The 25587-nt window shown below is 67.1% G+C and carries 23 protein-coding genes; 12 read left to right on the top strand and 11 right to left on the bottom strand.

Annotation, left to right across the window (positions count from 1 at the left end):
- From ACSQ2G_RS13705 to ACSQ2G_RS13695, 3 genes are all read right to left on the bottom strand, one after another.
- Window positions 1-1506 carry a tryptophan halogenase family protein gene (locus ACSQ2G_RS13705; RefSeq protein WP_436031678.1) on the bottom strand — a complete coding sequence of 502 codons (1506 nt, stop codon included), beginning with the start codon at window positions 1504-1506 and terminating at the stop codon, window positions 1-3.
- Window positions 1503-3035: a tryptophan halogenase family protein gene (locus ACSQ2G_RS13700; protein WP_436031676.1), complete on the bottom strand. Its 1533-nt coding sequence runs from the start codon at window positions 3033-3035 to the stop codon at window positions 1503-1505. Before ACSQ2G_RS13700 ends, ACSQ2G_RS13705 begins: the two co-directional genes overlap by 4 nt.
- Window positions 3036-3223: 188 nt before the next feature.
- Window positions 3224-6433: a TonB-dependent receptor gene (locus tag ACSQ2G_RS13695; protein WP_436031675.1), complete on the bottom strand. Its 3210-nt coding sequence runs from the start codon at window positions 6431-6433 to the stop codon at window positions 3224-3226.
- 490 nt (window positions 6434-6923) lie between these two features.
- Here ACSQ2G_RS13695 and ACSQ2G_RS13690 point away from each other — a divergent pair, with 490 nt between their 5' ends.
- The gene (locus ACSQ2G_RS13690; RefSeq protein WP_436031674.1) at window positions 6924-7937 is read left to right on the top strand and encodes a cupin-like domain-containing protein; all 1014 of its coding nucleotides are present in this window, start codon (window positions 6924-6926) and stop codon (window positions 7935-7937) included.
- Window positions 7938-7969: 32 nt separating this feature from the next.
- Here the strand turns inward: ACSQ2G_RS13690 and ACSQ2G_RS13685 are convergent, their stop codons facing one another.
- Window positions 7970-9046 (bottom strand): DegT/DnrJ/EryC1/StrS family aminotransferase, encoded by a 1077-nt coding sequence (locus tag ACSQ2G_RS13685; RefSeq protein WP_436031672.1) that lies wholly within the window; start codon window positions 9044-9046, stop codon window positions 7970-7972.
- A gap of 492 nt (window positions 9047-9538) precedes the next feature.
- Here ACSQ2G_RS13685 and ACSQ2G_RS13680 point away from each other — a divergent pair, with 492 nt between their 5' ends.
- From ACSQ2G_RS13680 to ACSQ2G_RS13655, 6 genes are read left to right on the top strand one after another with little or no spacing between them, the layout of a single operon-like run.
- Window positions 9539-10549, top strand: coding sequence for a ketoacyl-ACP synthase III (locus tag ACSQ2G_RS13680; protein WP_436031671.1), 1011 nt, complete (start codon window positions 9539-9541; stop codon window positions 10547-10549).
- Between the two features lie 13 nt (window positions 10550-10562).
- On the top strand, window positions 10563-10787 hold the full coding sequence (locus ACSQ2G_RS13675; RefSeq protein ID WP_436031669.1) for a hypothetical protein: 225 nt from the start codon (window positions 10563-10565) through the stop codon (window positions 10785-10787).
- Window positions 10787-11851 (top strand): 3-oxoacyl-ACP synthase III family protein, encoded by a 1065-nt coding sequence (locus ACSQ2G_RS13670; protein WP_436031667.1) that lies wholly within the window; start codon window positions 10787-10789, stop codon window positions 11849-11851. The genes ACSQ2G_RS13675 and ACSQ2G_RS13670 overlap by 1 nt, the downstream gene beginning before the upstream one ends.
- The gene (locus ACSQ2G_RS13665; RefSeq protein ID WP_436031665.1) at window positions 11848-12609 is read left to right on the top strand and encodes an SDR family NAD(P)-dependent oxidoreductase; all 762 of its coding nucleotides are present in this window, start codon (window positions 11848-11850) and stop codon (window positions 12607-12609) included. The genes ACSQ2G_RS13670 and ACSQ2G_RS13665 overlap by 4 nt, the downstream gene beginning before the upstream one ends.
- A gap of 11 nt (window positions 12610-12620) precedes the next feature.
- A complete protein-coding gene (locus tag ACSQ2G_RS13660; RefSeq protein ID WP_436031663.1) occupies window positions 12621-13244 on the top strand; it encodes an acetyltransferase in 624 nt (207 codons plus the stop codon).
- On the top strand, window positions 13241-14263 hold the full coding sequence (locus ACSQ2G_RS13655; protein ID WP_436031661.1) for an aromatic ring-hydroxylating oxygenase subunit alpha: 1023 nt from the start codon (window positions 13241-13243) through the stop codon (window positions 14261-14263). Before ACSQ2G_RS13660 ends, ACSQ2G_RS13655 begins: the two co-directional genes overlap by 4 nt.
- Here ACSQ2G_RS13655 and ACSQ2G_RS13650 read toward each other — a convergent pair.
- A complete protein-coding gene (locus ACSQ2G_RS13650; RefSeq protein ID WP_436031659.1) occupies window positions 14260-15960 on the bottom strand; it encodes an O-linked N-acetylglucosamine transferase family protein in 1701 nt (566 codons plus the stop codon). The genes ACSQ2G_RS13655 and ACSQ2G_RS13650 overlap by 4 nt on opposite strands.
- Before the next feature lie 244 nt (window positions 15961-16204).
- Between ACSQ2G_RS13650 and ACSQ2G_RS13645 the strand changes: the two genes are divergently transcribed.
- Window positions 16205-17032, top strand: a complete 828-nt coding sequence (locus tag ACSQ2G_RS13645) for a methyltransferase domain-containing protein (RefSeq protein WP_436031657.1) — start codon at window positions 16205-16207, stop codon at window positions 17030-17032.
- Window positions 17033-17057: 25 nt separating this feature from the next.
- On the opposite strand, the gene ACSQ2G_RS13640 is transcribed toward ACSQ2G_RS13645, so the two are convergent.
- The 3 genes from ACSQ2G_RS13640 to ACSQ2G_RS13630 form a co-directional block, all read right to left on the bottom strand.
- Complete coding sequence (locus tag ACSQ2G_RS13640; RefSeq protein ID WP_436031655.1) at window positions 17058-18071, bottom strand: AraC family transcriptional regulator ligand-binding domain-containing protein; 1014 nt, start codon at window positions 18069-18071, stop codon at window positions 17058-17060.
- A gap of 149 nt (window positions 18072-18220) precedes the next feature.
- Window positions 18221-19126: a fatty acid desaturase gene (locus ACSQ2G_RS13635; protein WP_436031653.1), complete on the bottom strand. Its 906-nt coding sequence runs from the start codon at window positions 19124-19126 to the stop codon at window positions 18221-18223.
- Complete coding sequence (locus tag ACSQ2G_RS13630; protein ID WP_436031651.1) at window positions 19117-19296, bottom strand: hypothetical protein; 180 nt, start codon at window positions 19294-19296, stop codon at window positions 19117-19119. The genes ACSQ2G_RS13635 and ACSQ2G_RS13630 overlap by 10 nt, the downstream gene beginning before the upstream one ends.
- 670 nt (window positions 19297-19966) lie before the next feature.
- On the opposite strand from ACSQ2G_RS13630, the gene ACSQ2G_RS13625 reads away from it, so the two are divergent.
- Window positions 19967-20077 carry a four-helix bundle copper-binding protein gene (locus ACSQ2G_RS13625; protein ID WP_436031649.1) on the top strand — a complete coding sequence of 37 codons (111 nt, stop codon included), beginning with the start codon at window positions 19967-19969 and terminating at the stop codon, window positions 20075-20077.
- Between the two features lie 477 nt (window positions 20078-20554).
- Here ACSQ2G_RS13625 and ACSQ2G_RS13620 read toward each other — a convergent pair whose 3' ends face one another.
- The gene (locus ACSQ2G_RS13620; RefSeq protein ID WP_436031647.1) at window positions 20555-20890 is read right to left on the bottom strand and encodes a hypothetical protein; all 336 of its coding nucleotides are present in this window, start codon (window positions 20888-20890) and stop codon (window positions 20555-20557) included.
- A gap of 162 nt (window positions 20891-21052) precedes the next feature.
- Here ACSQ2G_RS13620 and ACSQ2G_RS13615 point away from each other — a divergent pair, with 162 nt between their 5' ends.
- Window positions 21053-21472: a CBS domain-containing protein gene (locus tag ACSQ2G_RS13615; protein WP_436031645.1), complete on the top strand. Its 420-nt coding sequence runs from the start codon at window positions 21053-21055 to the stop codon at window positions 21470-21472.
- Between the two features lie 261 nt (window positions 21473-21733).
- Here ACSQ2G_RS13615 and ACSQ2G_RS13610 read toward each other — a convergent pair whose 3' ends face one another.
- Window positions 21734-21961 (bottom strand): DUF378 domain-containing protein, encoded by a 228-nt coding sequence (locus ACSQ2G_RS13610; RefSeq protein WP_310078643.1) that lies wholly within the window; start codon window positions 21959-21961, stop codon window positions 21734-21736.
- Window positions 21962-22032: 71 nt separating this feature from the next.
- Window positions 22033-22422, bottom strand: coding sequence for a hypothetical protein (locus ACSQ2G_RS13605; protein ID WP_436031643.1), 390 nt, complete (start codon window positions 22420-22422; stop codon window positions 22033-22035).
- Between the two features lie 924 nt (window positions 22423-23346).
- Here ACSQ2G_RS13605 and ACSQ2G_RS13600 point away from each other — a divergent pair.
- Window positions 23347-24117, top strand: coding sequence for a Hachiman antiphage defense system protein HamA (locus ACSQ2G_RS13600; protein WP_436031641.1), 771 nt, complete (start codon window positions 23347-23349; stop codon window positions 24115-24117).
- Window positions 24101-25438 carry a DEAD/DEAH box helicase gene (locus tag ACSQ2G_RS13595; protein WP_436031639.1) on the top strand — a complete coding sequence of 446 codons (1338 nt, stop codon included), beginning with the start codon at window positions 24101-24103 and terminating at the stop codon, window positions 25436-25438. The genes ACSQ2G_RS13600 and ACSQ2G_RS13595 overlap by 17 nt, the downstream gene beginning before the upstream one ends.
- The last annotated feature ends 149 nt before the right edge of the window (window positions 25439-25587 follow it).

Raw genomic sequence — 25587 nt, 5'->3', positions numbered from 1 at the left:
TCAGAACGAGGCGGACGAGGGCGAGGGCGCGAACAGTTCCAGCTGAGCCTCGATGGACGGCATCTCGCGCACCTCGGCGGCGATGAAGCCCAGCATGCGCTTGAAGCTCTGGATCTGTTCCTCTCGCGGCATGGCGTCGGCCTGCGGATTGTGGTTCCGGGGGATCAGGCCGTGACCGATCAGGATCGAGATCCAGTTCTCCTCCTGGAACGTCTCGTCCTCATAGAGCGCCACCGCGCCCCGCGCGCCGAAAAGGTCCAGCTTGTAGGCCAGCTCGGGCGGCGGCTCGGCGGCGCGGGCTCCGTCCCAGAACGACTCGTCATGGCGCTCGTTGAGCCGGTAGTGGGCGATCTGGAAGTCGCGCAGGTTCCGGACATGGGACAGCATGGCCTCGTTGTAGGGCTGGGCCTCCAGCAGATTGTCGGCGTCCACCGGGAACAGGGTGATCAGGTGCGAGAGCCCCAGGTGGATCAAGTGCAGCGGCGCGGCGTCCAGAGGCTCCAGACAGGCGGCGGCCTCGCCGATGGCGACGCAGTTGCCCGTCCAGGGCGCGGCGCGGCCTCCGGCGGCGAAGGCGCTGACCACCACGTCGCCCAGCGCCATGCCGGCCAGCACTGAGGCCGTTCGCGCCATCTCCTCGTCGGAGATACGCCGCGAGTCGTAGGCCGCGACGACCGGCGTGCGGTCCTGCAGCGGGAACATCCCGGTCCAGCCGGCCCCGAAGGCCGAGATCCGGCTCATCGCCGGCAGGGGGTTCAGACGCGGGCCCGAGGCGGCCAGGATCCGATCGCAGGGAAACCACGACGACCAGGACTCGAGCGGAACCTCCAGCGCCCGGCCGGCTAGGACCGCGTCGGGGCCCGAGGCGTCGACGAACAGATCGGCGGCGATGCTCGCCCCACCATGCAGGGTGACCGAAGCGACGCCGGCCGGCGTGCGCGCCACCCGGTCCAGCGTCCCGGTCACGCGCTGCGCCCCAGCCGTCATCGCCTTGTGGCGCAACAGCCGGACATAGGACTGGGCGTCCAGGTGATAGCCGTTGCGCGCCTTGGAGAAGCTGTCGGTGGCGTCGTTGTGGACAATGAACCGGCCATGCTTGGCGGCCGCCGCGCCCAGCGAGAAATCCTCCAGCGCCACGTTCAGCCCCTCGGCGCGGGCTTTCAGCCAGTGGTGCAGGAAAGGAACCTGGCGCAGGGCCGCGCCCTGGCTGTCGTAGGCGTGGACGAACGGCGGACGCGAACGCGACCAGTTGGCGAATTGCTGACCCAGGGCGTAGACGCCCGCACAGGCGGTCAGCACCTCGGACTCGTCCAGGCCCAGCAGCCGGTGCAACCCCTCCAGGGCTGGCAGGGCGATCACCGTGTCGACGGTCCGCAGCGCGGAGGGTAGTTCGACAACCGTGACGCTGACGCCCTGGCGGCCGAAGGCGCGCTGCAGGGCCAGGGCGGTCATCCAGGCGGCGACGTCGCGGCCGACCACGGCGACGCTGCGGATCGGCCGACTCACGACGCGACCCCTTCTCGCAGGTGGACCGCGGCGGGGGAGGGGCAGTAGTCGTCGACGAAGGCGGCGTGGTCGCTCATGCCCCGGGCGGCGAGGGCGACGCTGTCGCGCAGCGCGTCCATCTCGGCGACGATCCGCTCGTAGGGCAGGTTGTCGACCAGCGGGTCGTAGTGGGCCGGGCGCAGGCCCTGGCCGACGAACGCCGACAGCCAGCTGGGCGGCGCGAACAGGCCCTGGCCGTACTTGTGGATGTGGCCCCGGTGCTGAAATAATGCCATCCGGCGACGCAGCGATTCCGGCACGTCCATCTCGCGGCAATAGGTCCAGAGGGGCGCGTCGTCGCGGGTATTGGCGTGGTAGTGCAGGATCAAGAAGTCGCGCACCCGCTCGTATTCCACGTCGATCAGCCGGTTGAATTCCTCGACCAGCGCCGGATCGATGGCCTTGGCGGGCATCAGCTTGAGCAGGTTGGTGATCGCGATCTGGATCAGGTAGATGCTGGTGCTCTCCAGCGGCTCCAGGAAGCCGCTGGCCAGGCCCACGGCGATGCAGTTGCGATGCCAGGACTTCTCCCGCCGGCCAGCCTGGAAGCGCAGCGGCCGCGGATCGTCCAGCGCCGCCCCGTCCAGGTTGGCGAGCAAGGTCGCGGCCGCCTCGTCGTCGCTGATGAACCGACTGGAATAGACATAGCCGTTGCCGGTGCGGTGCTGCAGCGGAATTCGCCATTGCCAGCCGGCCTCGCGCGCGGTCGAGCGGGTATAGGGCGTCAGCGGCCCGGCGCGCTCGCAGGGGACCGCCAAGGCGCGGTCACAGGGCAACCACGGCGTCCAGTCCTCGTAGCCGACCTCCAGCGCCTTGCCCATCAGCAGCGACCGGAAGCCCGAACAGTCGATGAACAGGTCGCCGTCGATCACCTCGCCGGAGCTCAGGGTGATCGCGGCGATGTGGCCGTCCTGGGCGCGCAGGGTCACGTCCACGAGCTTGCCTTCGGTGCGGCGCAGCCCCCGGGCTTCGGAGAACTCGCGCAGGAAGCCGGCGTAGAGGTTGGCGTCGAAATGATAGGCGTAGGCGAAGGTCGAGTTGATCCCGCCTTCGTCGGTGGTGGGAAAGTCGAACCGGTTGAGGCGGCTGGCGACGATCGGCAGGCAGAAGTCCTCGATGTCGTCAGCGCGGCCGTTTTGCAGGCCCTTGGTCCAATACTGGTAGAACGGCACGCCCCCCATCGGCTTGCCGTGCACCCCGAAGGGATGGATGTAGGACGAGCCCTTGAAGCCCCAATCCACGAACTCGATGCCGAGTTTGAACGTGGCGTTGGTCTTGCGCATGAAGTCGGCTTCGATGACGCCGATATACTCGTTGAATTCCTTGATCTGGGGCAGGGTGGCTTCGCCCACGCCGACGATGCCGATCTCGTCGGACTCCACCAGCCGGACCTCGCAGACGCCGGGGCGGACCGCGCCGACCAGGGCCGCCGCGCACATCCAGCCCGCCGTACCGCCGCCGACGATCACCACCCTCAGAGGTGCTGGCATCGAGAAAACTCCAATCCTTTGGCGTCGCTGCCCAGACGCCGGAGGACTCTAATTCGAGAGCCCGCCGACCAGCACGAGACGAATGATCGAGCGCGCCGTCGGCGATGTCAAAAAATCGGGGCGCCTGGACCGGCGCCCCGAGGGGAGGGAACGCGCCGCGATCGCTCGCGGCGCACCCAGTGGCGGGGCTAGTACTTCAGGCGCACGCCCATCTGTATGCGGCGGTCGTTCTTGAACCAGCCGTTGGGCGTGAGCTTGCCGCCTTTGTCGAAGTCGGTGACCTGTTGACGCAGCACCGTCTCGGTGGCCAGCAGGTTGCTGCCCTGCAGGCTGATCTCGGTGTTGTCGTTCACCTTGTAGCGGATCGAGGCGTCCAGGAAGCCGGCGGCGTCCTGCCAGACCGGGAAGGCCACGCAGCAGTCCACCGCCGTCACCAGGTACTTGGAGCGCCAGTTGTAGGCGGCGCGCGCCGCCCACGGACCCTTCTCGTACATCAGGACCACGTTGTAGGCGTGCTCCGACAGGCCCTCCAGAGAGTCGACCTTGACGCTGTCGGCGACCGCCTGCAGGCCTCCGCCGCTGGTGCCGCCACCGCCATCGTTGGAGGTGGGGGTGACGTTGGTGTTCACGATGCCCTTGTTCTTGACGTAGGTGTAGTTGGCCTGGATCCCCAGGCCGTTGAACGGCGCGGGCAGGAAGTCGAAATAGCGCTGGTAGGCCAGTTCGACGCCCTGGATCTTGGCGCCCTTGGCGTTGATCGGCTCATTGACCTCGACGGTGCGGGTCACGCCATTGCTGGTGAAGGTCTCGTTGAAGGTTCCGAACTGAATGTAGTCGTGGAACTGCTTGTGGAAGACCGCGACCGACAACGATCCGACGTCGGCGAAGTAATGCTCCAGCGACAGGTCGAACTGATCGGCCGTGATCGGTTTCAGACGCGGGTTCTGAGAGCTGGCCGTATAGCGCGGCGCCAGCCCGGTGATGACCCCGGCCGAATTGCGCACCCAACGCGGGTCGCCGGGATTGTCGACGCTGGGCAAGTTGATGCTGATCGATCGGTAGTTCTTCAGGTTGCCCATGTCGGGGCGCGCCATCGAACGCGATGCGGCGAAGCGCAGCAGCCATTTGTCGTTGATGTCGAACTTGAAGTTGAAGCTCGGCAGCCAGTTCTCGTGCTTGGTCGAGATCGTGCTTGGGGTCGTGGCCCCCGAGTTGAACGCCCGATCTTCGGCCGAGATGTAGCAGCCGATGGTCTGGGTGATCTCGGGAGTCGGCTGTCCGGGAAGGGGCGCGCCCCGCGGTTCGCAGACCAACTGGCTGGCGTTCAGGGTCACGGGGAAGGCCGTCGACCCTTTGCTCTCCACGGTCGTCTCGACATAGCGGACGCCGATATTGCCCGAATAGGTGTGGCCGAACAGCGCGCCGTTCCGGCCGCCGAACTTGAGCATGGCGTAGGCGGCCTTGCTTTCCTCGGAAACGTTGAGGATTTCGGACGGCAGGAAGCAGTTGGTCTCCGCCGAGCGGCGTCCCTTTCCCGAGCATAGCGCGTTCCAGTCGCCCACGCCGGTCGAGGCCGAACCCAGCGCTTGCTGCATGCCGGCGTGGTCCTTCAGCTTGTCCATGTTGAAGAACACGAACTCCTGGGGCGTCAGCAGGCCCCCGCCGAAGAAGTCGTTGCTGAACCGGCGCGTGTCGCTCAGACCGCGCTGATAGCCGGTGAAGGTGGTTCCGCCCACGGTCGCTGGGGCGTAGCTGTCGATGTTGTACCAGGCGGCGTTGTTGCTCCAGGTGTTGGCGATATTACCCCAGTTGTAGCTGCCCCAGCGCACGGTCTGGTCGCGGTCGGCGTAGCGCACGCCCACCTTGATCGAATCCAGCCAGTCCGACTCGAACAGGTACTGGGCGTCGAGCCGCGTCGCGAACTCATCGCCCTCGGACTTTTCGATGTGGTCCTGGACGTAGTTGTAGCGATAGGCGTTCGGGTTCAGCAGCCCGCCGGGCGCCAGGTTGATGTTGGTGCCGGGCAGCAGGGTCAGCTTCGGGTGGTCGCCAGTGGCGTCCAGGCCGATATTGGCGAACGACTGCTGGCCCACACCGATGTCGTAGTTGTCGACCGTGGCCTCGACCTTCTGGACGTCGAAGTTGAAGCGCCACTGATCGGTCGGATTCCATTTCAGATTGAAGCCGAGATCCTCGGTGACGTTGGTGCCGACGTTGTAGCGGGTGTCGGTCGTGAAGTCGCCGCCGCGACGGGCCGGCGTACAGCCGTTCCAGCCATAGCAGGCGTTGACCATCTGCTGGCCCGAGCTGTTGTGCGCGACTTGCGCCGACTCGGCGTCGTTCGCGCCCCACCAGCCGATGTCCGAGGTCATCACCCCGGTCTGGAAGTTGCCCTGGTCGTCGAACGTGAAGTCCGGGGTGCCAGGGGCGGGTTGCGGGATCAGCAAGCTGCCCGGAGTCACATGGAACGAGGTGGGCAGGGCGAACAGGCTGAACGGGCTGGCCCCGATCACATACTCTTCCCACTCGTTCTTGTACTTGGAGCGGTTGTACTGGAGCGTGGCCAGGAACTTGTGGTCGTTGTCCTGCCACTGCGCCGCGAAGGCCGCGCCGTTGCGGGTGCGATCATAGGTATTGTCGCGGTAGGACACGCTGGACGGGATGTATTTCAAGCCCTTGCCCGGATAGATGCCCTCGTCGAAGATCGCGGTCCGGCCGTACTGGATGCCTTCCGAATTGGTGACCACCTTGGAATAGGCGTAGTTGGCCATCAGGCCGAACTCGCCGATCTTGGTGTCCCAGCGGTCGCTCCAGATACCCGAGACGCTGGGCGTGACGCGGTCGGCCAGGTCGCCGTAGGTGGCGTCGACCGACAGGGCGAACAGCCTTCCCTTGGAGTCGAACGGCGTACGGGTGCGCAGGTTGATCGTGCCGGCGATGCCGCCCTCGATCAGTTCGGCGGTCTGGTTCTTGTAGGCGTCGACGCCGGCCATCAGTTCCGGCGAGATGTCGCCCCAGCCTAGACCGCGCGACGAGTTGGCGGTGAAGCTGTCGCGGCCGTTGAACTCCGACCGCACCTGCGGCAGGCCGCGGACGATAACGCCCGAGGGCTCGGCCGAGAAGTGGGCGGTGTCGGAGGTGGCGGCGAAGCGGTTGACTGTGATGCCGGCCACGCGCTGCAGGGCCTCGGCGACCGACTTGTCCGGAAAGGCGCCGATGTCGCTGGCGGTGATCGAGTCGACCACGGTGTCGGCGTCGCGCTTGAGCTGTTGCGCCGATTTCAGCGCCTGGCGGACGCCGGTGACGACCACTTCGGTGACCGCGGTATCGTCCGCGGTCGTGGCCTGGGCTTGCTGGCCCGGCGCGGCGGCCTGGGCGAAGGCGAGCGTCGGCGTCAACCCGATCGCCACCGCTCCCAACGCCAGGGCGGATGCGCCATAGCGCATCGCCTGTCGCGCGGACACGCGTCTGGAACTTGTTTTCTTCATTCCCTCTCTCCTCCCTAAGAGACTATTTTTTACGACGGCCAAGACCGCGGCTGTTCTTCATCGCGACCTTTGGTGGTCGCTTCTCGACTTGAAGGGGCTGGCCTGGGCGGCTGCCGACGACGTCGGACAGGTCCGTTGGTCCCCGAAATCACGCGCTTGCCCTGCGCGACTTCAACTGCCCCTCAAAGCCCGTTCGCTGGGACAGCGCTGTCTCGACGCGCTCGCCGACCGACGCTATCCCAACGGCTACGTTACGACATCGTAATGGAAGCGCAACGAAATTAAATAAAACAAATTACAGAAAGCATTGCCAGGCGCCGAACGGGCCAGACCAGCCCCTGTGGCCTGCCTCCCTTGGCCGCGCTATCGTCGACCTCTCACCGCAGAGACCGAAGCCTTGATGACCGTCGCCGCGCAGATCCCCGAATTGGACAACGTCACACCCGAGCGATTCCGGGACGAGATCGTGCCGGCCGCGCGGCCGGTCGTGATGCGCGGGCTGGTCGGCGATTGGCCGGTCGTGGCCGCCGGTCGGACTTCGCCCGTGGCGGTCTGCGACTATCTGCGGCGGTTTGACCAAGGCCAGCAGGTCAAGACCTTCTCGGGCTCGCCCCGGATCGACGGGCGGTTCTTCTACAACGACGACTTGAGCGGCTTCAATTTCCAGCAGCAGCCGGCGCGGGTGTCGACCGTGCTGGATTTCCTGCTCGAGCACGCCGGCGATGAGCGCCCGCCGGCCTTGGCCGCCCAGTCGATCACCTCGCGCGACAACCTGCCGGGATTCTCGGCCGAGAATCGCCTGGGGCTGGTGGCCGACACCGTCGATCCGCGGCTATGGATCGGCAACGCCGTCACGGTCGCGACTCACTACGATCCCGCCGAGAACATCGCCTGCGTGGTGGCGGGCCGACGGGAGTTCACGCTGTTCCCGCCCGACCAGATCAGCAACCTCTATGTCGGCCCCATGGAGCTGACGCCGGCCGGGGCGACCATCAGCCTTGTGGCGCTCGACGAGGCCGACCCCGAGGTCCATCCCCGGTTCGCCGCCGCCCGGGCCGCGTCCATGACCGCCGAACTCGAACCGGGGGATGCGATCTACATCCCCTATCTCTGGTGGCATCACGTCCGCTCGCTTGAGGCGATCAATGTGCTGGTCAATTACTGGTGGACGCCGCCCTCGGCCGTCTATGGCGCGCCGCGCGACGCGATGATGCACGCGATCCTGGCGATCAAGGCGCTTCCGCCCGCCCATCGCCAGGCGTGGCAGGCGGTGTTCTCCCACTACGTCTTCCAGGCCCAGGGCGACCCGGGCGAGCATCTGCCGCCCAAGAGCCGGGGGGTGCTTGGTCCGATCGGTCCCGACCAGGCGCGCAGTCTCCGCACAATGCTCGCCCGGGCGCTCTCGCGTCCCTAAGGGCAATCGCGCGGAAAATCGGCGTCTGGGGTTTAACGTGGCAAGGCTTGCGCCAGCGCCGTGGCGATACGCTCGATCTGGGCGGCCGTGAGATCGATCGCGAAGGGCAGGCCGATCGTCGAGCGCGCCAGGCTCTCGGTGTTGACCAGGCGGTCGCGCGGGCATTCGGCGAACGCCGGACCGATGTGGCAACCTTCGCCCCACCAGCGGCGGGTGTCGACGCCTTCGGCTTGCAGGACCGCCTCGACCATGTCGGCCGTCCCGTCAGGCAGGCCGACGACGCAGACGCTGGTCGTCCATCGCGAGCCCCAACCGGACTGGAATCGCACCTGTGGAACGGCGGCCAGGGCCCGTCGCAGGGCCTGGGCGGCCATGAACCAGCGCAGGCGATCGGCGGGCCAGCCGTCCAGGGCGGCCAGGCCGACCGCGGCCGCATATTCGCTGAGCTTGGCGTTGGTGGCCACGCATAGCGCCTCGCGGGAGCCGTCGAAGCCGAAGCTGGTGAGTCGCCGGACCCGGCGGGCCAACTCAGGGTCTCCAGTAGCCAGGAATCCACCCTCGCCGAGACCTAAAACCTTGGTGGCGTGCAGACTGACCACCATCGGCAGGCTGGCGTCGACCGCGCCGTCGAAGGCGGCGGCTGCGTCGATCAGCACCCGCACGGCTGTCTCGTCCTGGAAAGCGCGCCAGGCGGCGAGGTCGGGCATATGGCCGAACGCCGCGACGGGAATCACCGCCGAAACCGGTCCCGGCGCGTGAGCCAGCCGCTCGCGGACGACGGCGGGGTCGAGCATCCAGGTCTCGGCGTCGACGTCGACGAACCATGGCGTCAGCCCCGCCTGGCGGACCGCGTGGGCGGTGGCCACGAAAGTCCAGGACGGCGTCGCGCACAGCGAACCGGCGGGTAGCTCCATCGCCTTCAGGGTGAGGGTCAGGGCCTGAGTGGCGTTGACGGCGGTGACCACCTGGGCGCCGTCGCCGAAGCGGTGCGCCAGACGGGTCTCCAATTCCATCAGCAGCGGGCCGAAGTTCGAATACCAGCGCGCCGTGTCGATGCGCTGCAGGTAGGGCAGGATGTCCTCAGCCGCCGGCAGGCGCGGACGAGCCACGGCCACCTTCTGACAAGCAGGCGTTTCCGCCAAGGGCGTGCGAATGGCGCTTGTGCGAGTCAACGGACTTCCCCCTCCAACGAAGGTTGAGCCTGTCGTCAATACGGTTAACAGAACCCTTAACGTTCCGGACCCGGACGGGGCGGAATCCTTGACTCACAAGGGTGCTGAGCCAAATTGCGACCTATTGTCCCGCGCCCCGCAACGCGAGCCGTCTGAACTATTCCGCGGTGACCGACCTTCGTCGCGTGGGCGGCCGCGAAGCCCTGTTTCGCCACGGCGGATCAGGGCGGTGTCCCGCTGGACCCGATCGATCGGGCCTGACCGCAGCCGACCGGCCGGTCCTGCGTCGCGCCCTCATCAAGTGGCGTGCGCCGATAGTTTTCGAACATGCCGCCCCGGCGTCGGCATCATGGTTAATCCGGTTTTAAGCATCATTGGCCACCATCGCCGACAGACCTGGTTCGACGGGTCGGATCGGGGCGAAACCGGGTGCGGACGGCCAAAATCAGGGCGATAGCCAGTCATCTGCCGGAGGGGCGGCTCTCCAACGACGACCTGGCGCGCCTATACCCCGACTGGCCGGCGAGCAAGATCCTCGAAAAGACCGGCATCAGGGAGCGACGGATCGCCGCGCCCGGCGAGACGGCCGGCGACCTGGCCTTCGCCGCCGCCCGCGCGCTGTTCGACCGCCATGGGGTCGACCCGGCCAGCCTCGACTTCCTGCTGCTCTGCACCCAGACCCCCGACTATGTGCTGCCAACCACCGCCTGCTTGCTCCAGCAAAGGCTGGGCCTGCCGACCACCGCCGGAGCGCTGGACTTCAATCTCGGCTGCTCGGGCTTCGTCTACGGCCTGTCCCTGGCCAAGGCCCTGATCGAGAGCGGCCAGGCCCGGCGCGTGCTGCTGCTGACCGCCGACACCTATTCGAAGCTCATCCATCCGATGGACAAGAGCGTCCGCACCCTGTTCGGCGACGGCGCCGCGGCCACCTTGGTCGAGGCGGTCGAGGCCGACGCGCCGGCCATCGACCCGGTGGTGTTCGGCACCGACGGGGCAGGGGCCGAGAACCTGATCGTGCCGGCCGGGGGGTTCCGCCGCCCGCGCGACACGGCCAGCGCGGCCGAGACGGTCGACGCCTCCGGCAATGTCCGCTCGGCCGAGCACCTCTACATGAACGGCCCGGCGATCATGACCTTCACGCTGAAGACGGTGCCGGCCGCCATCGCCCAGGTCCTGGAGCGCAGCGGGCGGACGATGGAGGACCACGACCTCTTCGTCTTCCACCAGGCCAACGCCTTCATGCTGGAACGCCTGCGCCAGAAACTGGCGATCCCGGCCGACCGGTTCGTGATCCACATGGAGGCCTGCGGCAACACCGTTTCCTCCACCATTCCCATCGCCCTGGAGCCCCTGCTGAACGCGGCCACCCCGCCGCGCCGCGCTCTGCTGGTCGGTTTCGGGGTCGGCTATTCCTGGGCGGCGACCAGCGTCGTCCTCTGACGGAGAACCATCAATGAGCGCCTTCTATGCCGGCCTGGCCGAGATCTTCGAGATCGACACGGCCGAGATCACCCCCAACCTCGAACTGGCGGCCTACAACTGGGATTCGCTGGCCGTCGTCTCGACCATCGCCCTGATCGACGAGGTCTATGGCGAGCTGGTCGACGGCGCGGCCCTGGGCAAATGCGTGGTGGTCAGCGACATCCAGGCCCTCATCCCCGCCGCTCAGGCGGCGTGATGAGCGCGGCGGTCGGTTCAGCGGTCGGGCAGGGGGCCTTCGCCGTCGGCGGCGTGGCCCTGCGCGGCGTGGTCTCGGCCGTTCCCGGCCAGCCCATCGACAATGCGCGCTTCGTCGAGCGCTTCGGCGAGCAGGCGGTGAACGACGTCGTCAAGATGATCGGCGTCGAGGCGCGGCATTGGGCCCGTCCCGACCAGACGACCGCCGACCTGTGCCTGGACGCGGCTCGCGTGCTGCTGGAGCGGCTGGACTGGACGGCCGACAGCGTCGACGCGCTGGTCTTCGTCTCTCAGACCCCCGACCACCGCCTGCCCGCCACCGCCTGCATCCTGCATGGCCGCCTGGGACTGGCGCCGGGCTGCCAGGCCTTCGACGTGAGCCTGGGCTGCTCGGGCTACACCTACGGCCTGTGGCTGGCCGCGGCGATGATCAACGCCGGCTGCCGGCGCGTGCTGCTGCTGGCCGGCGAGACCAGCAGCCGGCTGGTCGACCCGTCCGACCGCGGCACCGCCATCCTGTTCGGCGACGCCGGCACGGCCTCGGGCCTGGAAGCCGTGCCTGGCGCGCCGCCGATCCATTTTCGGTTGGGCACCGACGGCTCGGGGGCGGGCGCCCTGATCGTGCCCGAGGGCGGCTTCCGCGCGCCCGTCCCCGATCCCGACCGGGCCGAAGGGCTCGACCCCACGCGCCTCCACATGGACGGCGGCGAGGTGTTCACCTTCACGCTGCGGGCCGTGCCTAAGCTGATCAAGGACACCCTTGCCGACGCCGGCGTCGAGGGCGACAGCGTCGACGCCTATCTGCTGCACCAGGCCAACCGCTTCATGCTGCGCCACATCGCCAAGAAGATCGGCGCCAGCGAGGCCCAGACCCCGATCAATATCGACCGCTACGGCAACACCAGTTCGGCCACCTTGCCCCTGCTGCTGACCACGGACCTGGCCCCGCGCGTCACCAGCGCGCCCAGCCGGATGATGCTGGTCGGCTTCGGGGTCGGCCTGTCCTGGGGCTCGGCCCTGATGGCGCTGGAACCGCTGGTCTGCGCGGAGACCATCGTCGCATGACCTTCGCCCCCGACGCCCTGGCCGGGCGGACCATCCTCGTCACCGGCGCCTCGTCGGGCCTGGGCCGCGCCACGGCCCAGCTCGTGGCGCGCTGCGGCGGCCGGGTCATCGCCACCGGACGGGACGCCGCTCGCCTGGAGGCGACGATCGCCGACCTGGCCGGCGACGGCCACCGGGCCTTCGCGGCAGTGCTGTCCGACGCCGACGAGACCGCCGACCGGATCTCGACCGCCGCCGCCGAGGCCGGCGGCCTGGACGGCGCCTTCCACGCGGCCGGGGTCGAGCTGATCCTGCCGGTCCGCCTGACCAAGACGCGCAATCTCGACGAGGTGTTCGGCGCGGCGGTCAACGGCGCCATGGGCCTGGCCCGCGCCGCCGGCAAGACCGGCACCCTGAAGGCCGGGGCCTCCATCGTCTTCATGTCCTCGGCCGCCGCGTCGCGCGGCCGTCCGGGGATGGTGGCCTATTCCGCGGCCAAGGCGGCGGTCGAGGGCCTGACCCGGTCCCTGGCCTGCGAGCTGGCCCCCAAGTCGGTCCGCGTCAACGCCATCGCCGCCGGCGGGGTCGAGACCGAGATGCACGGCCGCCTGGCCCGGGGGCTGTCGGAAGCCGGCATGGCGGACTATGAACGCCAGCACCTGCTGGGCTTCGGCGCGCCGGCCGACGTGGCCAACGTCGCGGCGTTCCTATTGTCGCCCGCCAGTCGGTGGGTGACCGGCGCGGTCTGGACGGTGGACGGCGGCTATCTGGCCAGCTGAAGGGGGACATCATGACCGACTATGTGCTGGTGGGCGGCGGGGCCTTCGCCCGCGAGATCTTCGACTGGTTCGCCCCGGGCCTCGAAGCCGGCGACCGCTTCAGCGGCTATCTCGACGACGGCGACCAGCCGTTCAGGGCCTTCGGCCGCGACCTGCCCCAGCTGGGCGACACCCACGCCTTCAAGCCCGGTCCCGAAACCCTGCTGGTGATGGCGGTCGGCGACCCGGCCGGCAAACAGGCCCTGGCCCAGCGCTTGACCGCCCAGGGCGGACGCTTCGCCACCCTGCTGCATCCGCGCGCCTGGATCTCGGCCTCGGCCCGGCTCGGCCAGGGCGTGGTGGTGGGGCCGTTCGCCGACGTCTCGGCCGACGCCCGCGGCGGCGACTACGTCACCCTCAACGCCTATGCCAGCATCGGCCACGACGCCCAGGTCGGCGACTTCTCGACGCTCAGCGGCTATGTCGACCTGATGGGCGGGGTCAAGGTCGGCCGGGCCGCCTTCCTCGGCTCGGGCGCGCGCGTCCTGCCGGGCGTGTCGGTCGGCGACGGCTGCATGATCGGCGCTGGCGCGGTGGTGGTGCGCAAGGCCCCCGACGGCGCCACGCTCTACGCCGCCCCGGCCCGCCGGCTGTGACACTCGCACCGCCCCGCCTGGACGACCGGCTGCTGACCGACTTCTGGCATCTGGTCGCCCATCGCGCCGAACTGGCCGAGCCTGGCGCCTGGCTGCGCCTGGACTGGCCCGGTGGCGACCTGGCCCTGTTCAACGACGAGGGCGAGATCCTGGCCTTCGACAATGTCTGCCCGCACCGCGGCGCCCGCTATTTCACGGGCGATCACGGCGTCGGCCGCGTGGTCTGCCCCTATCATGGCTGGGCGTATCGGGCCGGCCAGCTGCGGGTGGCCCAGCGCGCCAATTTCGACGAAGCCGAGCTGGCCGGGATCGGGCTGCGCACGTTCCGGTCCGCCTGGTGCGGCGACTTCCTGTTCGTCGGCCTGGCCCCGGTGGAAACCCTCGACGCCCAGCTGGGCGACGCCTTCGCCGACCTGGAGCGCGCCTCGCGGCGCGTCACCGGTCGCCGCGACTTCAACGCCTTTACCTTCCAGGCCAACTGGCGGGTTGGGGTCGAGAACGCGTTGGAGGGCTACCACGTCAATCCGATCCATCCGCAGACCCTGGCCCCGCTGGGCCTGATCGACGACCGCATCGACTACCAGGGCCGCAACATCGGCTACCTGGCCCGTATCGGTCAGGCCCGCACCGCCAAGGGCCTGTCGGTGATGAAGCGGTTCTTCGAGGTCGACGACGCCTACGAAGGCTATTGGTCGCTGTACGTCTTCCCGTTCGCCATGGTCTCCTCGACCTTCGGCTATTCCTACGCCCTGCAGACCTATTTCCCGTCGGCGCTCCCCAACCAGGCGCATTTCTGCAGCCGGCTGCTGACCTCCCGCGTCAAGCCGGGGGCCGAGACGGCCGTCGAGGGGTTCTTCGAGTCCAGCGCCCAGGTCAACCGCCGCATCTTCGAGGAGGACCACGCGATCTGCGCGCGGGTCAGCCCCGCTTACGACATGATGCGGCCCGGCCGGGTGTTCGCGCGGTCCGAGGAACGGGTCAGGCGGCTGCACGCCATCCTGACGGCGCTGAACGGTTAGGCTTTCACCCGCCAGAGCTCGAACATCTCGCGATAGGCTTTTTCCATCATCCGTGCGACGCCCGCCTCGTCGCGGTACGGCGCGGCGGCGAAGCCGGCGGCGGCGCGGTCGCGCAGGGCCTGCAGCCTGGCCGGCGACGCCGAGACCTCGATCGCCTTGGCGACATAGTCGTCCCAGCTGTCGGTCACCAAGTCGGGCAGGCCCGCCTCATTGACAATCGCCAGGCCCGCGCGGCTGTAGAAGGTCTCGCCGCGAAGGGCCAGCACGGGCACGCCGCGCGACAGGGCCTCCAGCGAGGTGGTGCCGCCGGGGCAGGGCGAGGTGTCGAGCGCCAGGTCGACCAGGCCGAAGGCGTTCTCATAGGCTTCGCCCTTGCTGTGGCCGTCGAAGACCAGCCGGTCCGCTTCGACGCCATGGGCGGCGAAGCGCGCGGCCGTGACCCGGGCCAGGATGTGATCCTCATAATAGCTGTACTTGAGCAGCAGCCGCGATCCGGGCCGGCCCTGCAGGATCCGCGCCCAGGCGGCCACGGTCTCGTCGCTGACCTTGGCCGGATTGGTGAAGCTGCCAAACGTGACCTGGCCGCTGGCCAGGGACGGGGCGGGCGAGACGCGGGCCTGCGGATCCGGTCGGAACGGCGCGGAGATCCGCGGGACAGTCCAGACCGTCTCGGTGAACAGCTCGGCCATCCCGGGCGTCGGCACGGAATCGGCGTGCAGCGCATAGTCCATGTTGGTCAGGCCGGTGGTCTGTTGGTAGTTCAGCCAGGTGACCTGGACCGGCGCGGCGCGGCGGCCGAACACCGGCAGGCGATTGCCCGGGTTGTGTCCCCAGACGTCGATCAGTACGTCGATGCGATCCTTGCGGATCAGGGCGGCGGCGTCCTGGTCCGACAGCGCTCCGATGGCGCGCACGGTCACCGGCTGGACCCAGTCGGTCTCGCCCGCCGCCTCGGTCGGGTAGAGGAAGACCTCGATCTGCTCGCGGTCGTGGCGCTCGATCAGCGGCACGACGAATTGGCGCGCCTGCTGTCGGACGAAACTGGGCGCGACATAGCCGATCCGCAGCTTGCGCCCCGGCTCGCGGCTGTTCTTCAACGCCGGCGCCGGGCTCTTGTCTTCGTAAAGCCGGGCCCATTCGCGCGCCTCGGCGGCGTGACGCCGGACTCCGTCCTTCACGAAGAAGAGCGAAAACAGCAGGAATTCGTGGGCCTGGGCGGTGGTGCGGTCGCTCTCGGTCACCGCGCGGAAGACCAGCGCGGCTTCCTCGGCTCGGCCCTGGTGATGCAGGCACAGGCCGTAGGTGAACAACGCCTGCATGTCCGGGTGGCCGGCGCTGATGGCCAGGCTCAGCGCCACGCCGGCGGTGGCGATCGCGTTGGCGTCATAGAGCATGTCCGCCACGGCGACGGCGTATTGCGGATCCTTGGTCAGGCGCTGGACGTCGCCCCCGAAGCCGCGGATCAGAGCAAAGGCGTGCAGCAGTCGCGCGTCGTTCAGCGCTCCGTCGGCCTCGTCGGCCTGGCCGGCGCCGAGGGCGGCCGAGGCCAGCCAGTAGCGCAGCTCGTGCTTGGACGGCTCGGCCGCGACCAGCGCTCGCATCAGCGCCAGCGCTCCGGCGGCGTCGCCGGCCATCAGCAGGGCCTTGGCCGCGGTCAGGTCCTGGCTGGCGTTCAGAGGGGTCGGCAGGCCGGACATGGAGAGCTCGCATGGTCTGAAAATCGCGCCCGATAACGCCGGCATTACGGTTAATGCGCCACTAAGAAAACGACGCGAACTCGACCTTGACGATCATGATCGCCGCCACGCCGACGCGCCGACAGTGATCGCACCGACTGGCCGCGGCTTGGCGCGGGCGAGGCGCGTTGAAGCTCTGGCTTGCATTGTAGGATACCGTTGGTGCCATAGGTTAGGCCGGTGATTTTTCCGTTGGGATCCCGAGATGCGCTGTGAAATTTGCGAGGGCGCGACATCCTACTATTTTTCCAAGACATTCGACGCCTTCAACCTGGGCGAGGTGGAATATTGGCGATGTGATACGTGCGGCTTCGTGTTCTCACGAACGCATCTGGAGATGTCACAGGAGGCCTGGAATGAACTGAACTTGCTCTGCCATGAAACCTATCAGGGGGGCGACGAGAACGTTCTGGATCCCCGCTGGAAGGCGCGCATCGCCGCCCAGGCCCTGGCCTTGTCCGAACTGGCGGCGGCAGGTTTGCTTGATCCCGGAGGGCGATGGGTCGACTTCGGATGCGGCGACGGCGTGCTGTCGAACACGTGCGCTCGCGAACACGGCTTGAAGCTTCTGAAATACGATGAACATATGGCCGCGGGGAATGACTATCTCGCGGCCGAGGACATGGTCGAAGGCGCATTTGACTTTGTCATTTCGACCTCGGTCTTCGAACACCTGACCCGGCGCGAACAGTGGGATGGCGTCGAAGCGCTCGTATCGCCTGGCGGAGCCTTTGGGCTTCATACGTTGGTGGCCGAGACCGTGCCGAAGGACCCTGGCTGGTTCTATCTACAGCCCCCGCACTGCGCCTTCTTCACGAACAGCGCGATGGAGCGGTTGTTCAAGGACTGGGGCTACCGTTCTTCGATCTATAATGTCGCCGCGAGCTTGTGGATCTGGTTTCGATCAGACCCCAGGGAAGTCGAAGGCCGGATCGCTGAACTCAATCGCACCGCGTCGAGTCCCTTCCTCTTCCGAGAAGGATTTCTGGATTACTGGAAAAGCGACCCGCGCCTCCCGAAGTCGGCGGTGTGACGATCCGGCTCAAGACAGGCGCTCGTCACTGCCCATTGGCGCCCCTTCGATCTCGGCCTAGCCGGCGACTCGGCGCCAGTGGGTCGCGGAACCATCGGCGGCAGGCACGGCTGAAGCTCGACGCATCCGTATAGCCTAGCGCCTCGGCGATCTGGGCGTGGGAAAGGTGGCCGGCTCGCAGGAGTCGCTCGGCGCGGATGCGCAGTTCGGCGTCCACAAGTTCGCGATAGCCAGTCCCGGCCTCCGAGAGCCGGCGAACCAGGGTTCTTCGCGAGACGCCAGTCAGGCGCGCGACCTCGTCGGCGGTCGGGCGGCCGGCGGGCAGGGATCTCAACAGCCGCTCAACCCTATCCCGCAATCCGTCCGGCGCGACGAGCCGCGCCCTCGCGGCCTGCAGCTCCTGCAGCGCGACGCCATACAAGGTGGCGTCGGCCATGGGGGACTGCAGCGCGAGCCATGCGGAGGGGAAACGGATCGCGTTGCGCGCCGCGCCGTAGACGACGTTCCCGCCAAGTATGGCGCGAACCTGAGGCGCATGCTCGGGTTCGGCGCAAGCGAAGAAGAAGAGGGCTTCGGTCGGCGGCGCGGCCAGCATCGACGCAACGCCCGCCCGGAACCCGATGAAAGACACTTCCATCATCGGGCGCCATAGGGTCTCGGCGAGATCGACCGTCAGGTCGTAGTCCATTTGGCTCCACTGCCGGCCGCGCCGCAGCGAGGTCCTGTAGAACGGTGCTCGAACAAAGCCGAACCGGGTGATCACATCCATCATCGCTGCGAGGTCCGGCGCCGCGACCCCCGCGACGCCCAGCGGTCCATGGGAAGAGAGATTCCAGAGCTCGGGCGTACGTAACGCCCAACCCTCTCCGAATAGGGCGACGAGGTTCTCCACCTGACGGGCCTGCTGAAAGAGGCTGATGTCGGCGGAGGGGTCGCGCAGCATGTCGTCGGTGACGCCCGTGCCGGCCAGGATGGCGGCTCGACGCTCCGGGCTGTCGCCAAAGCAGCGCAAGATCAGGCGGAAATAGCCGAGGGACATCGGCAGCTGTTGTGGAGCCTCGACCATCTACGCGCAAAATGCCCAGAAGGAGGCCCGTCACGCCAGCCCCTTTAGGCAGGCGTGACAGGCTTGGTTTTCATGCTGAAGCGGAGCTGTTTGGCGCCCCCGAATCCACCGCCGTCCGACCGTTAGATCCCGTCCAGCCGGCACCCGCGCGCTACCAGGATGGGTCTGAGCGCGCGGAAGGCCGCCGGATGACGCAAGAGAGGCATGCGGGGATAGAGATGGTGGATGATGTGATACTGCATCCCCATCGTCAGGATGTTGCCAAGGCGGCTTCGAAACCCGCGGGTGTTGCGGTAGCGACCCTGGTCCACGCCCGGATGGTGAGGGGCCCAGCTCAGGAAAAACCGGATGTAGGCCCCGCCGACGATGCGCGGCAGCCACACGATCGTGGCCACCTCCAGCGCGTAACCCGCCCAGGCGAACCCGAAGAGCAGGGCGTTGGTGGCGAGCCCATAGGCCAGGAGCACGGCGCCGGCCCGCCGGGCGTCGTCCGATCCAATCCGCTCCAGGGCCTTGGCGTAGGCGATATTGATCTTCGGAACCGTCTGAAGTTGGCTGCCGATGTCCTTGACGACCATGTGCCAGCCGCTGTCGGACCTGGTGTTGATGTCCGGGTCGAGGTCCAGATCGTTGGTGTGGCTGTGGTGCTCATAGTGCGTGAGACGAGCCGCTTGGTAGGGCAGGCCCAACGGGACGGGCGAGAGGTGGCCCACCAGTTCGTTCAGCCAGAACAATCGCTCGCCTTCGCGAGCGATGATCCTGTGCTGGGCCTCGTGAGAGGGCAGGTAGGAAAGGATCACGGTCACGGTCGCGACCGGAGCCGCCGCCCACAGAGGCAAAACGCCCGACATCGTCAGGGGCCAAAGCGCCAGCCAGGCCGCCAGGTTCGCGAACGCCCAGGCGATGGAGCCCCACGGAAGACCACCCATGAAGCGCTCGGCGATCGAACGCTCCAGGCGCAGCAACTCTTGGGACGAGAGTTCGCCGTGATCGCGCTCAGGCATCGTCGCGGAGACGCTCACAGCCATCGCCCCCTCAAGTTGGCGATCGCACCCCACGATCCGCCGATGGCCAGGCCCGCGACCAGAGGCCATTGGGCCTGCGCCGCTCCCGGAACGACGCGCGCGAGAAGTTGCGCGATCAGCGGTGCGACGAAGCCGATTCCGAAAATCGATGGCATGCCGTGGAGCAACGCCATCAGTAGGCGGCTACCCATGCCGACAGGAGGTGTCGGCGGACTGGATTCGGGAGCGTCGCTCAACGGCGGGGCGACGTGGTTGCTAGGCGTCACGGTCTTTCTCCCGGTCGCCCGTCTCGAGGCGGGCTTGACGCTCAGCTTACGCCGAAGGCGCTCCTGCGGAGATGACCCGGTGCGCCATTCTGGTGGCCGTTTGCGCCAGGCCCGCCCGGTCAAGCGAGGCGGCCTTGGCGCTTCGGGCGGCCGACACCGAAAGTGGTTTCATGAAAGCCGTCGTCGACGACCGTCGTTTTGATCCGGCGGCCCGGATAATCGCGACCCTCAGTATGGGCGCCAGCGCTTGATCGGCGGCCATGCCGATGTCGCAGCCGGCGCATCCGCTAGCACCGGATGCACGCGCGAGCCCGTCATGAACCGACGATGATAAACTCGTGGAAGCGCTCCCGGCTGAACGGAACGCGCTCCATGTGCGGGAAGCCTCCAATTGATCCTTTGGTAGCGAGACGCGGGGTTTCTATCTATCAGTCGACGCGGAATGCAGGCGGGCGGACCTGGCAAGCCTTTGTCCTCTTATCTGATGCTCGGCCATGGTCGAGCTCGGGCCTTGTCGGTCCAGCTGTGAACCTCGGCGCGTTCAAGTGGTTTTCACCCGTTGAGGACGGAGGCGCCGATGTTGAACCCGATCCTGGAGGATCATCCTCGCAAGCCGGATCTGGTCGGGGACCTGATGGGCCGCTGCGCCCAGGCCTGTTTCGATTGCGCCCAGGCCTGCGCGGCCTGAGCCGACGCCTGTCTGGGCGAAGACATGGTCGAGCTGTTGCGCCGGTGCATCCGTCTCAACCAGGACTGCGCCGACATCTGCTTCGCCACCGGCTGCGTCGTCTCCCGATTCACGAAGATGGGCGCGACCGCCTTGCCGCCGCTGCTGATCGCTTGCGCCGAAGCTTGCCACCTCTGCGCCGACGAGTGCCAGCAACACGCCACACGCCACGCGCCACGTCCACTGCCTGGCCTGCGCCAGGAGTTGCCAAGCCTGCGCCCAGGCCTGTCGCGATGTCTATCCCGCGGCGACCGATTGACGTCCAACCGGTAGTGGAAGTCCCCACGGACGCTGTTTCTCCCACGATCTGATCATGGGGCAATCGAGTCGCCGACACGCCCGTGTTCAACCACGCCGGCCTCGGCGCGAGGTCGTTCCGAGCGCGGGAGCGTTTGCCGGCGGCGGTTCAACCGACGCCCTGAACCCTTTGATCCACGATCAGCGTGGGGCTTGCGCTGTGGTCAGCATCTGCGCCTTGGTCTGAGTGCTGCGGGCGTGGTCGTTCTCCAGGGCCAGGGTGCGTTGAAGCAGGCCCACCATCTTGCCGTCGATCTCGACGATCACGATCGGCTCGCGCTGGTCTTCGGCCAGGCCCGCGATCTTGCCGACGGCCGCGCCGGCGCGATCAATCACCGTCATGCCCGTCTTGAAGGCGGGAAGGGCGGGCGTGTCGGCGGGTTGACGGATCGGTGGAGCGGGCGCCGGCGCGTTCTGGCCGCAGGCCGGGCCGGCGATCACGCCGGCGAGCGACAGGATCAGAAGATGCGTTTTCATCGACCTTCTCCTTTCCGCTTGGACAGCGGCCGCCGCACCAGTTCGTTCCCGCATGGACGAGGGAACAGCCGTTGGCGCCGGCCGTTTTTTTGATGCGGCGGACGGTGTCCCTGGGCCGCGCTTCTTCCAAAGACGGAGGTTCCAATGCGAGTGAGCGACTGCATGACGCGCAGCGTCGAGATCACCAGTCCCCAGGAGACAATCTGCGACGCGGCCAAGATGATGGCCGATTGCGACGCTGGCGCCTTGCCGGTGGGCGAGAATGATCGGCTGGTTGGGGTGATCACGGATCGCGATATCGCGATCCGCGCCGTGGCCGAAGGCAAGGGGCCGAACGCGAAGGTAAGCGAGGTGATGAGCGCCGAGGTCCGATATTGCTACGAGGATGACGACGTCAACGAGGTGTTGCGCAACATGGGCGACCTGCAGGTGCGCAGGCTGCCGGTGCTGAGCCGGGACAAGCGACTGGTCGGCATCGTCTCGCTCAGCGACCTGGCGATGAACGGCGCCAGTGCGACGGCCGGCCAGGCCCTGGGCCACATCGCGCGGCCGGGCGGGGAGCATTCGCAAACCCGCCATTGAGAGAGCGCGGGGCAACCGCGGGTTGGCTTGCCCCCCTGCGCGAGCGCCGCTGGCCGGGCCAAAACCCGCCAAGCTCGAGAAGGTGTTGGCCACGAAGGATCGTCAGGCGGTCTTGATCGATGGCCGGGCCGGCCGATCAGCCGCCAGGCGCGCCGTTCCACCATCGCCGGGCAGGCAGCCGCCAGCGCCAAGCCCGCGGTCGTCAGCTTGGCTTCGGCGCCGGCGATAATGTTGTACGCCGGCGCCTTCGGGCGTCACGCCTTAGGTGTGCGCGGCTTCGGCGTGGATTTCGCCGACCGACCAAGCCTTCACCAGCGGGTAGATCTGGTAGAGGGCCGACAGGCCGAAGATGATGTAGACGCCACGCGCCACGGCCGAGCCTTCTCCGAACAGATAGGCGACGAAGTCCGTCTGGACCAAGCCGACCAATCCGGCGTCGAGACCGGCGACGATGGTCAGGATGAGGGTGGCGAGATTGAGAGCCTTCATGATGGGTCTCCTTTGTCCGTACGATTCAACCCCTGCGCCTTGGCGTCGTTCCGTCTCGACGCCCTCGTTCGTCAGACGGCCAGGACGCCGGCGACGACGAGGCCAAGACCGATCAAGGTCAAGGCCGCGTTGGCGATGTGGCCGTACTCCCAGCGCGTGCGCAGCGCCGCCCAGTCGGGCGGCGTGCTGATCCAGTTGTCGGTCGCCTGGTTGGCCGGCCAGATCCGGATGAAGAACAACACCAGGGTGGCGGCCACGCACAGGCCGCCGACCAGGATCGGCCAAAACGCCGCTGGCGCGCCGCGCAGACTGAAGGCCAGGCTGAAATCGGCCACCATCGCCGCGACCGGGGCGATCCCGGCCAAGGCCCAGCCTCGGTAGATCTGCTGCACGGCCAGATAGCGCTCCTGCGGCAGCCTCATCTTGTTGGGCGCGGCCATGGCGTGGGCGCCGCCGGGCACGAGCGCCAGCGCCGTCAGAAGGATCGCGAGAAACTGCAGGATCGCCAGAATGAGCGCCCTCCTGTCTGTTCGACATGCCAATCGTTGGCGATCGAGGCGATAACGGTTGAGAAGGCTGGGATTTCCACGCCTTCGGAGAATATTTCGCGCGCCTGCGAGCCGAGCGCCGCTGGCGATGACCAATGTTGGGATTCAGATAGAACGCCATGAGCGCGGCGACAGCGATGAAGACGCTGTGCCAGGAGAGCAGGGCGTAGACGATGGCGCCCTGGGCGCCGAGCTGGGGCGCCAGCCCGGTCTGGCGCCAGATCGTCAGGTCAGTCGCCCAGCCCGAAGCCAGGGCGGCGAAGGCCAGGACGATCAGGGCAGCGGCCAGCCGGTGTCACTGACTCTTTAAGGGCTCACCTCAAGGTTTGTTCTCCAGAACACGCTTTGAGGCACAAAGGGCGAACACTGTAGTGCAGGCCGGATTTTTCTCGTCTCAAGGTTTGTCGGATTTCCTCGCTGGCACACTCGCCTCCGATCGTGCACTCGAATTCATCGAGCAGCCCGCGTTTGTAGGTCTGAGTTCAGATGAGAGTAAGCGCCTAAAGCTATCATTCATTAGGGCGACCATCGGCGAGAACGCTGGCGATGGTGTCACTGACTCTTTAAGTTGCGACCGACGCGCTTAGAAAACACCTGGGATAGCTGACTCCAAATTCTGCGACTGACTCCAAAATCGTACGATCTGACTCCAAACTGCGCGACTGATTTTGAGCCGGTTCTGAACTCTTGTCAGACACTAGAAAGGTCCGCTTGCAGGATGTTCCGCCGAGCGAAAGGCTGCCGCCCCCTCGCGACGGCGGTGCGTCTCGACAAGAACTTTTCGCGAAGATCAGAGAATTCCTACCTATGGTGGAGGTTGCAGCGTAGTTTCATCGTATGGCAAAGCTGAAGACATGGTGCGTGGCGTCGTCGGAAACGGTCGGGGCTCACGCCCTACATTATTACGAAGCCGATGCGACCAAGACCCCTGCGGCGGTGGCGTCGATCGCCAAGGCGATCCCTGAACACTACGCCTCGCGTGAGCGCATCGCGGGGCTTTTGAAGCGGTTGGGCAAGCCGGCGGCCTCGGACTTCGTGCGTGAAAAGCTGCCACAGACCCGCCAGATGCGATCGGGCGACCTGGGAGAGATCATCGCCGCCAGCTACGTGAACGATTATGCCGGATACTCCACCGTGTGCCGCCTGCGCTGGAAGGATCACCGGGCCATGGCCATGCGCGGCGATGATGTCATCGGCGTGCGGCAAGACGCCGACGGTGCAACTGCCTTCCTCAAGGGGGAGGTCAAGAGCAGCGTTTCGCTGAAGACCGCCACTGTCGTGGAGGCCCGTAAGGCGCTGAAGTCCAACAACGGGCGGCCCTCGGCCCACGCCCTGTCGTTCCTGGCCGACCGCCTGATGGAAACGGGCCAGACGGCACTGGCCGACCTAATCGACGACGCCCAGCTGAAAAAGGGCGTGCCCGCCGCCAAGGTCACCAACATGCTGTTCGTGATGACCGGCAATGACGCGCGCGGTTTCCTGCGCACCGACTTGACAACTTGCTCCGGTCCGATCGGTCAGCACAGCGTGGCCCTGCGCATCAAGGACCACCAGACCTTCATCGCCAGCGTTTTTGACAAGGTGGTCGCCGATGGCATCGACGGTTGAGGCCATTGCCGCCAATATCGAGGCGGCGACCGAGGCGGGATTTCGTGGGCGACTGTTGGCGCGCGGACAGGCGCGCGCGATGATGTGGCGCGAGGGGGTTCTGCCGGTCGGGCCGCCGCCGTTCTCGCCGCTTCTGAGCTATGATCTGCTGTCCTATGGATATTCGCTGCTCAGCCACGGCTTGCGGCTGCTGGAGTTGGACGGCGATCGCGGACTGGCGCGCACGGCCTTCGAACACGCCGCCAGTGCCATCGAGGCGGTGCTGACCAATGGCCGCGCGGGAGCCGCGCGGGACTTCCACACCCTGGTGGCCGCGGCCGCCTATCATCTGGGCCGATATTCGGCGCGGGCCTACTCGTTGCTGCACGCCAGCGCCGAGGCGGCCAATCTATCGACACCCGAGCAGTGTCTGGCGCACTTGATGTTGCGCAACTTGGATCAGTTGCAGGACCTGGTGGCCGGCAAAAAGGCCGAAGGCCACGCCCGCGACGCGGCGCTGGTCGAGCGGCTACGCGGGGCAACGGCGCTGCAGGCGAGCACCGATCCGGAGACGGACGACATTGGCGACCAGGACCCCGCGCTGGAGGTCCTGGTCTTGGCGTTAGACGACGCCTATCTGTCGGCCCTGGCCACGGCGCTGCTAGCCTTCGAGCGCGGCGAGCGGGCCTTGCTCGACTCCGCGCTAGACCAGTTGAGGGTGGGCCTTGAGGGCGCCGGGGAATTTAATCTAGTGCCCCAGTGGTGGTGCCATCGCCTGTCAATCCATCTGCTGGACGAGTTGTGGGACTGCAGCTTCCACACCCGCCTTGCGCCCAAGTCGCCCGATCCGCAGGCGCGCGACTGGCCTCAGATGCGTGAGCTGTTCATCGCCTCGCTATTTCGCCGGGCCCGCGCCGAGATCGACCTTTGGCCCTCTCAGATTGAGGCGGCTAAGCGGGCCCTGGAGGTCAAAGACAATCTGGTGGTGTCGCTGCCGACCAGCGCGGGCAAGACCCGTATCGCCGAGCTTTGCATCCTGGCCTGCCTGGCGGCCGGCAAGCGGGTGGTCTTTGTCACGCCGCTGCGGGCGCTGTCGGCCCAAACCGAGATCAGCCTGCAAAAGACCTTCCAGCCCTTGGGTAAGAGCGTATCGAGCCTCTATGGCGCGATCGGCGGCGGTGGATCGGACGACAATCTGCTGCGTGAGCGAGACATCATCGTCTCGACGCCAGAAAAGCTGGACTTTGCGTTGCGCAGCGATCCTATCTGGAGGCGCAATGGCACCGTCAGCGCGCGCTGGCCCAGCATTATCACGGACTCTATTCCTGGCTCGTGCAGATGATCTATCACCTGCTGTACGCACGCCAGGTCATGGTCGCAAATTATAGAGTCAGCGGGTCGCACGGTTTGGAGTCAGAAATCGCGAAAACGCGGAACGTTGAGGCAACAGGTGACGTGCGGCGTGCGAGTCGCAGAGTTTGGAGTCAGTGA

It is taken from the genome of Caulobacter sp. LjRoot300 (assembly GCF_964253875.1).
Classification (GTDB): Bacteria; Pseudomonadota; Alphaproteobacteria; order Caulobacterales; family Caulobacteraceae; genus Caulobacter.
This window is presented reverse-complemented; position numbering and strand designations above follow the sequence as displayed.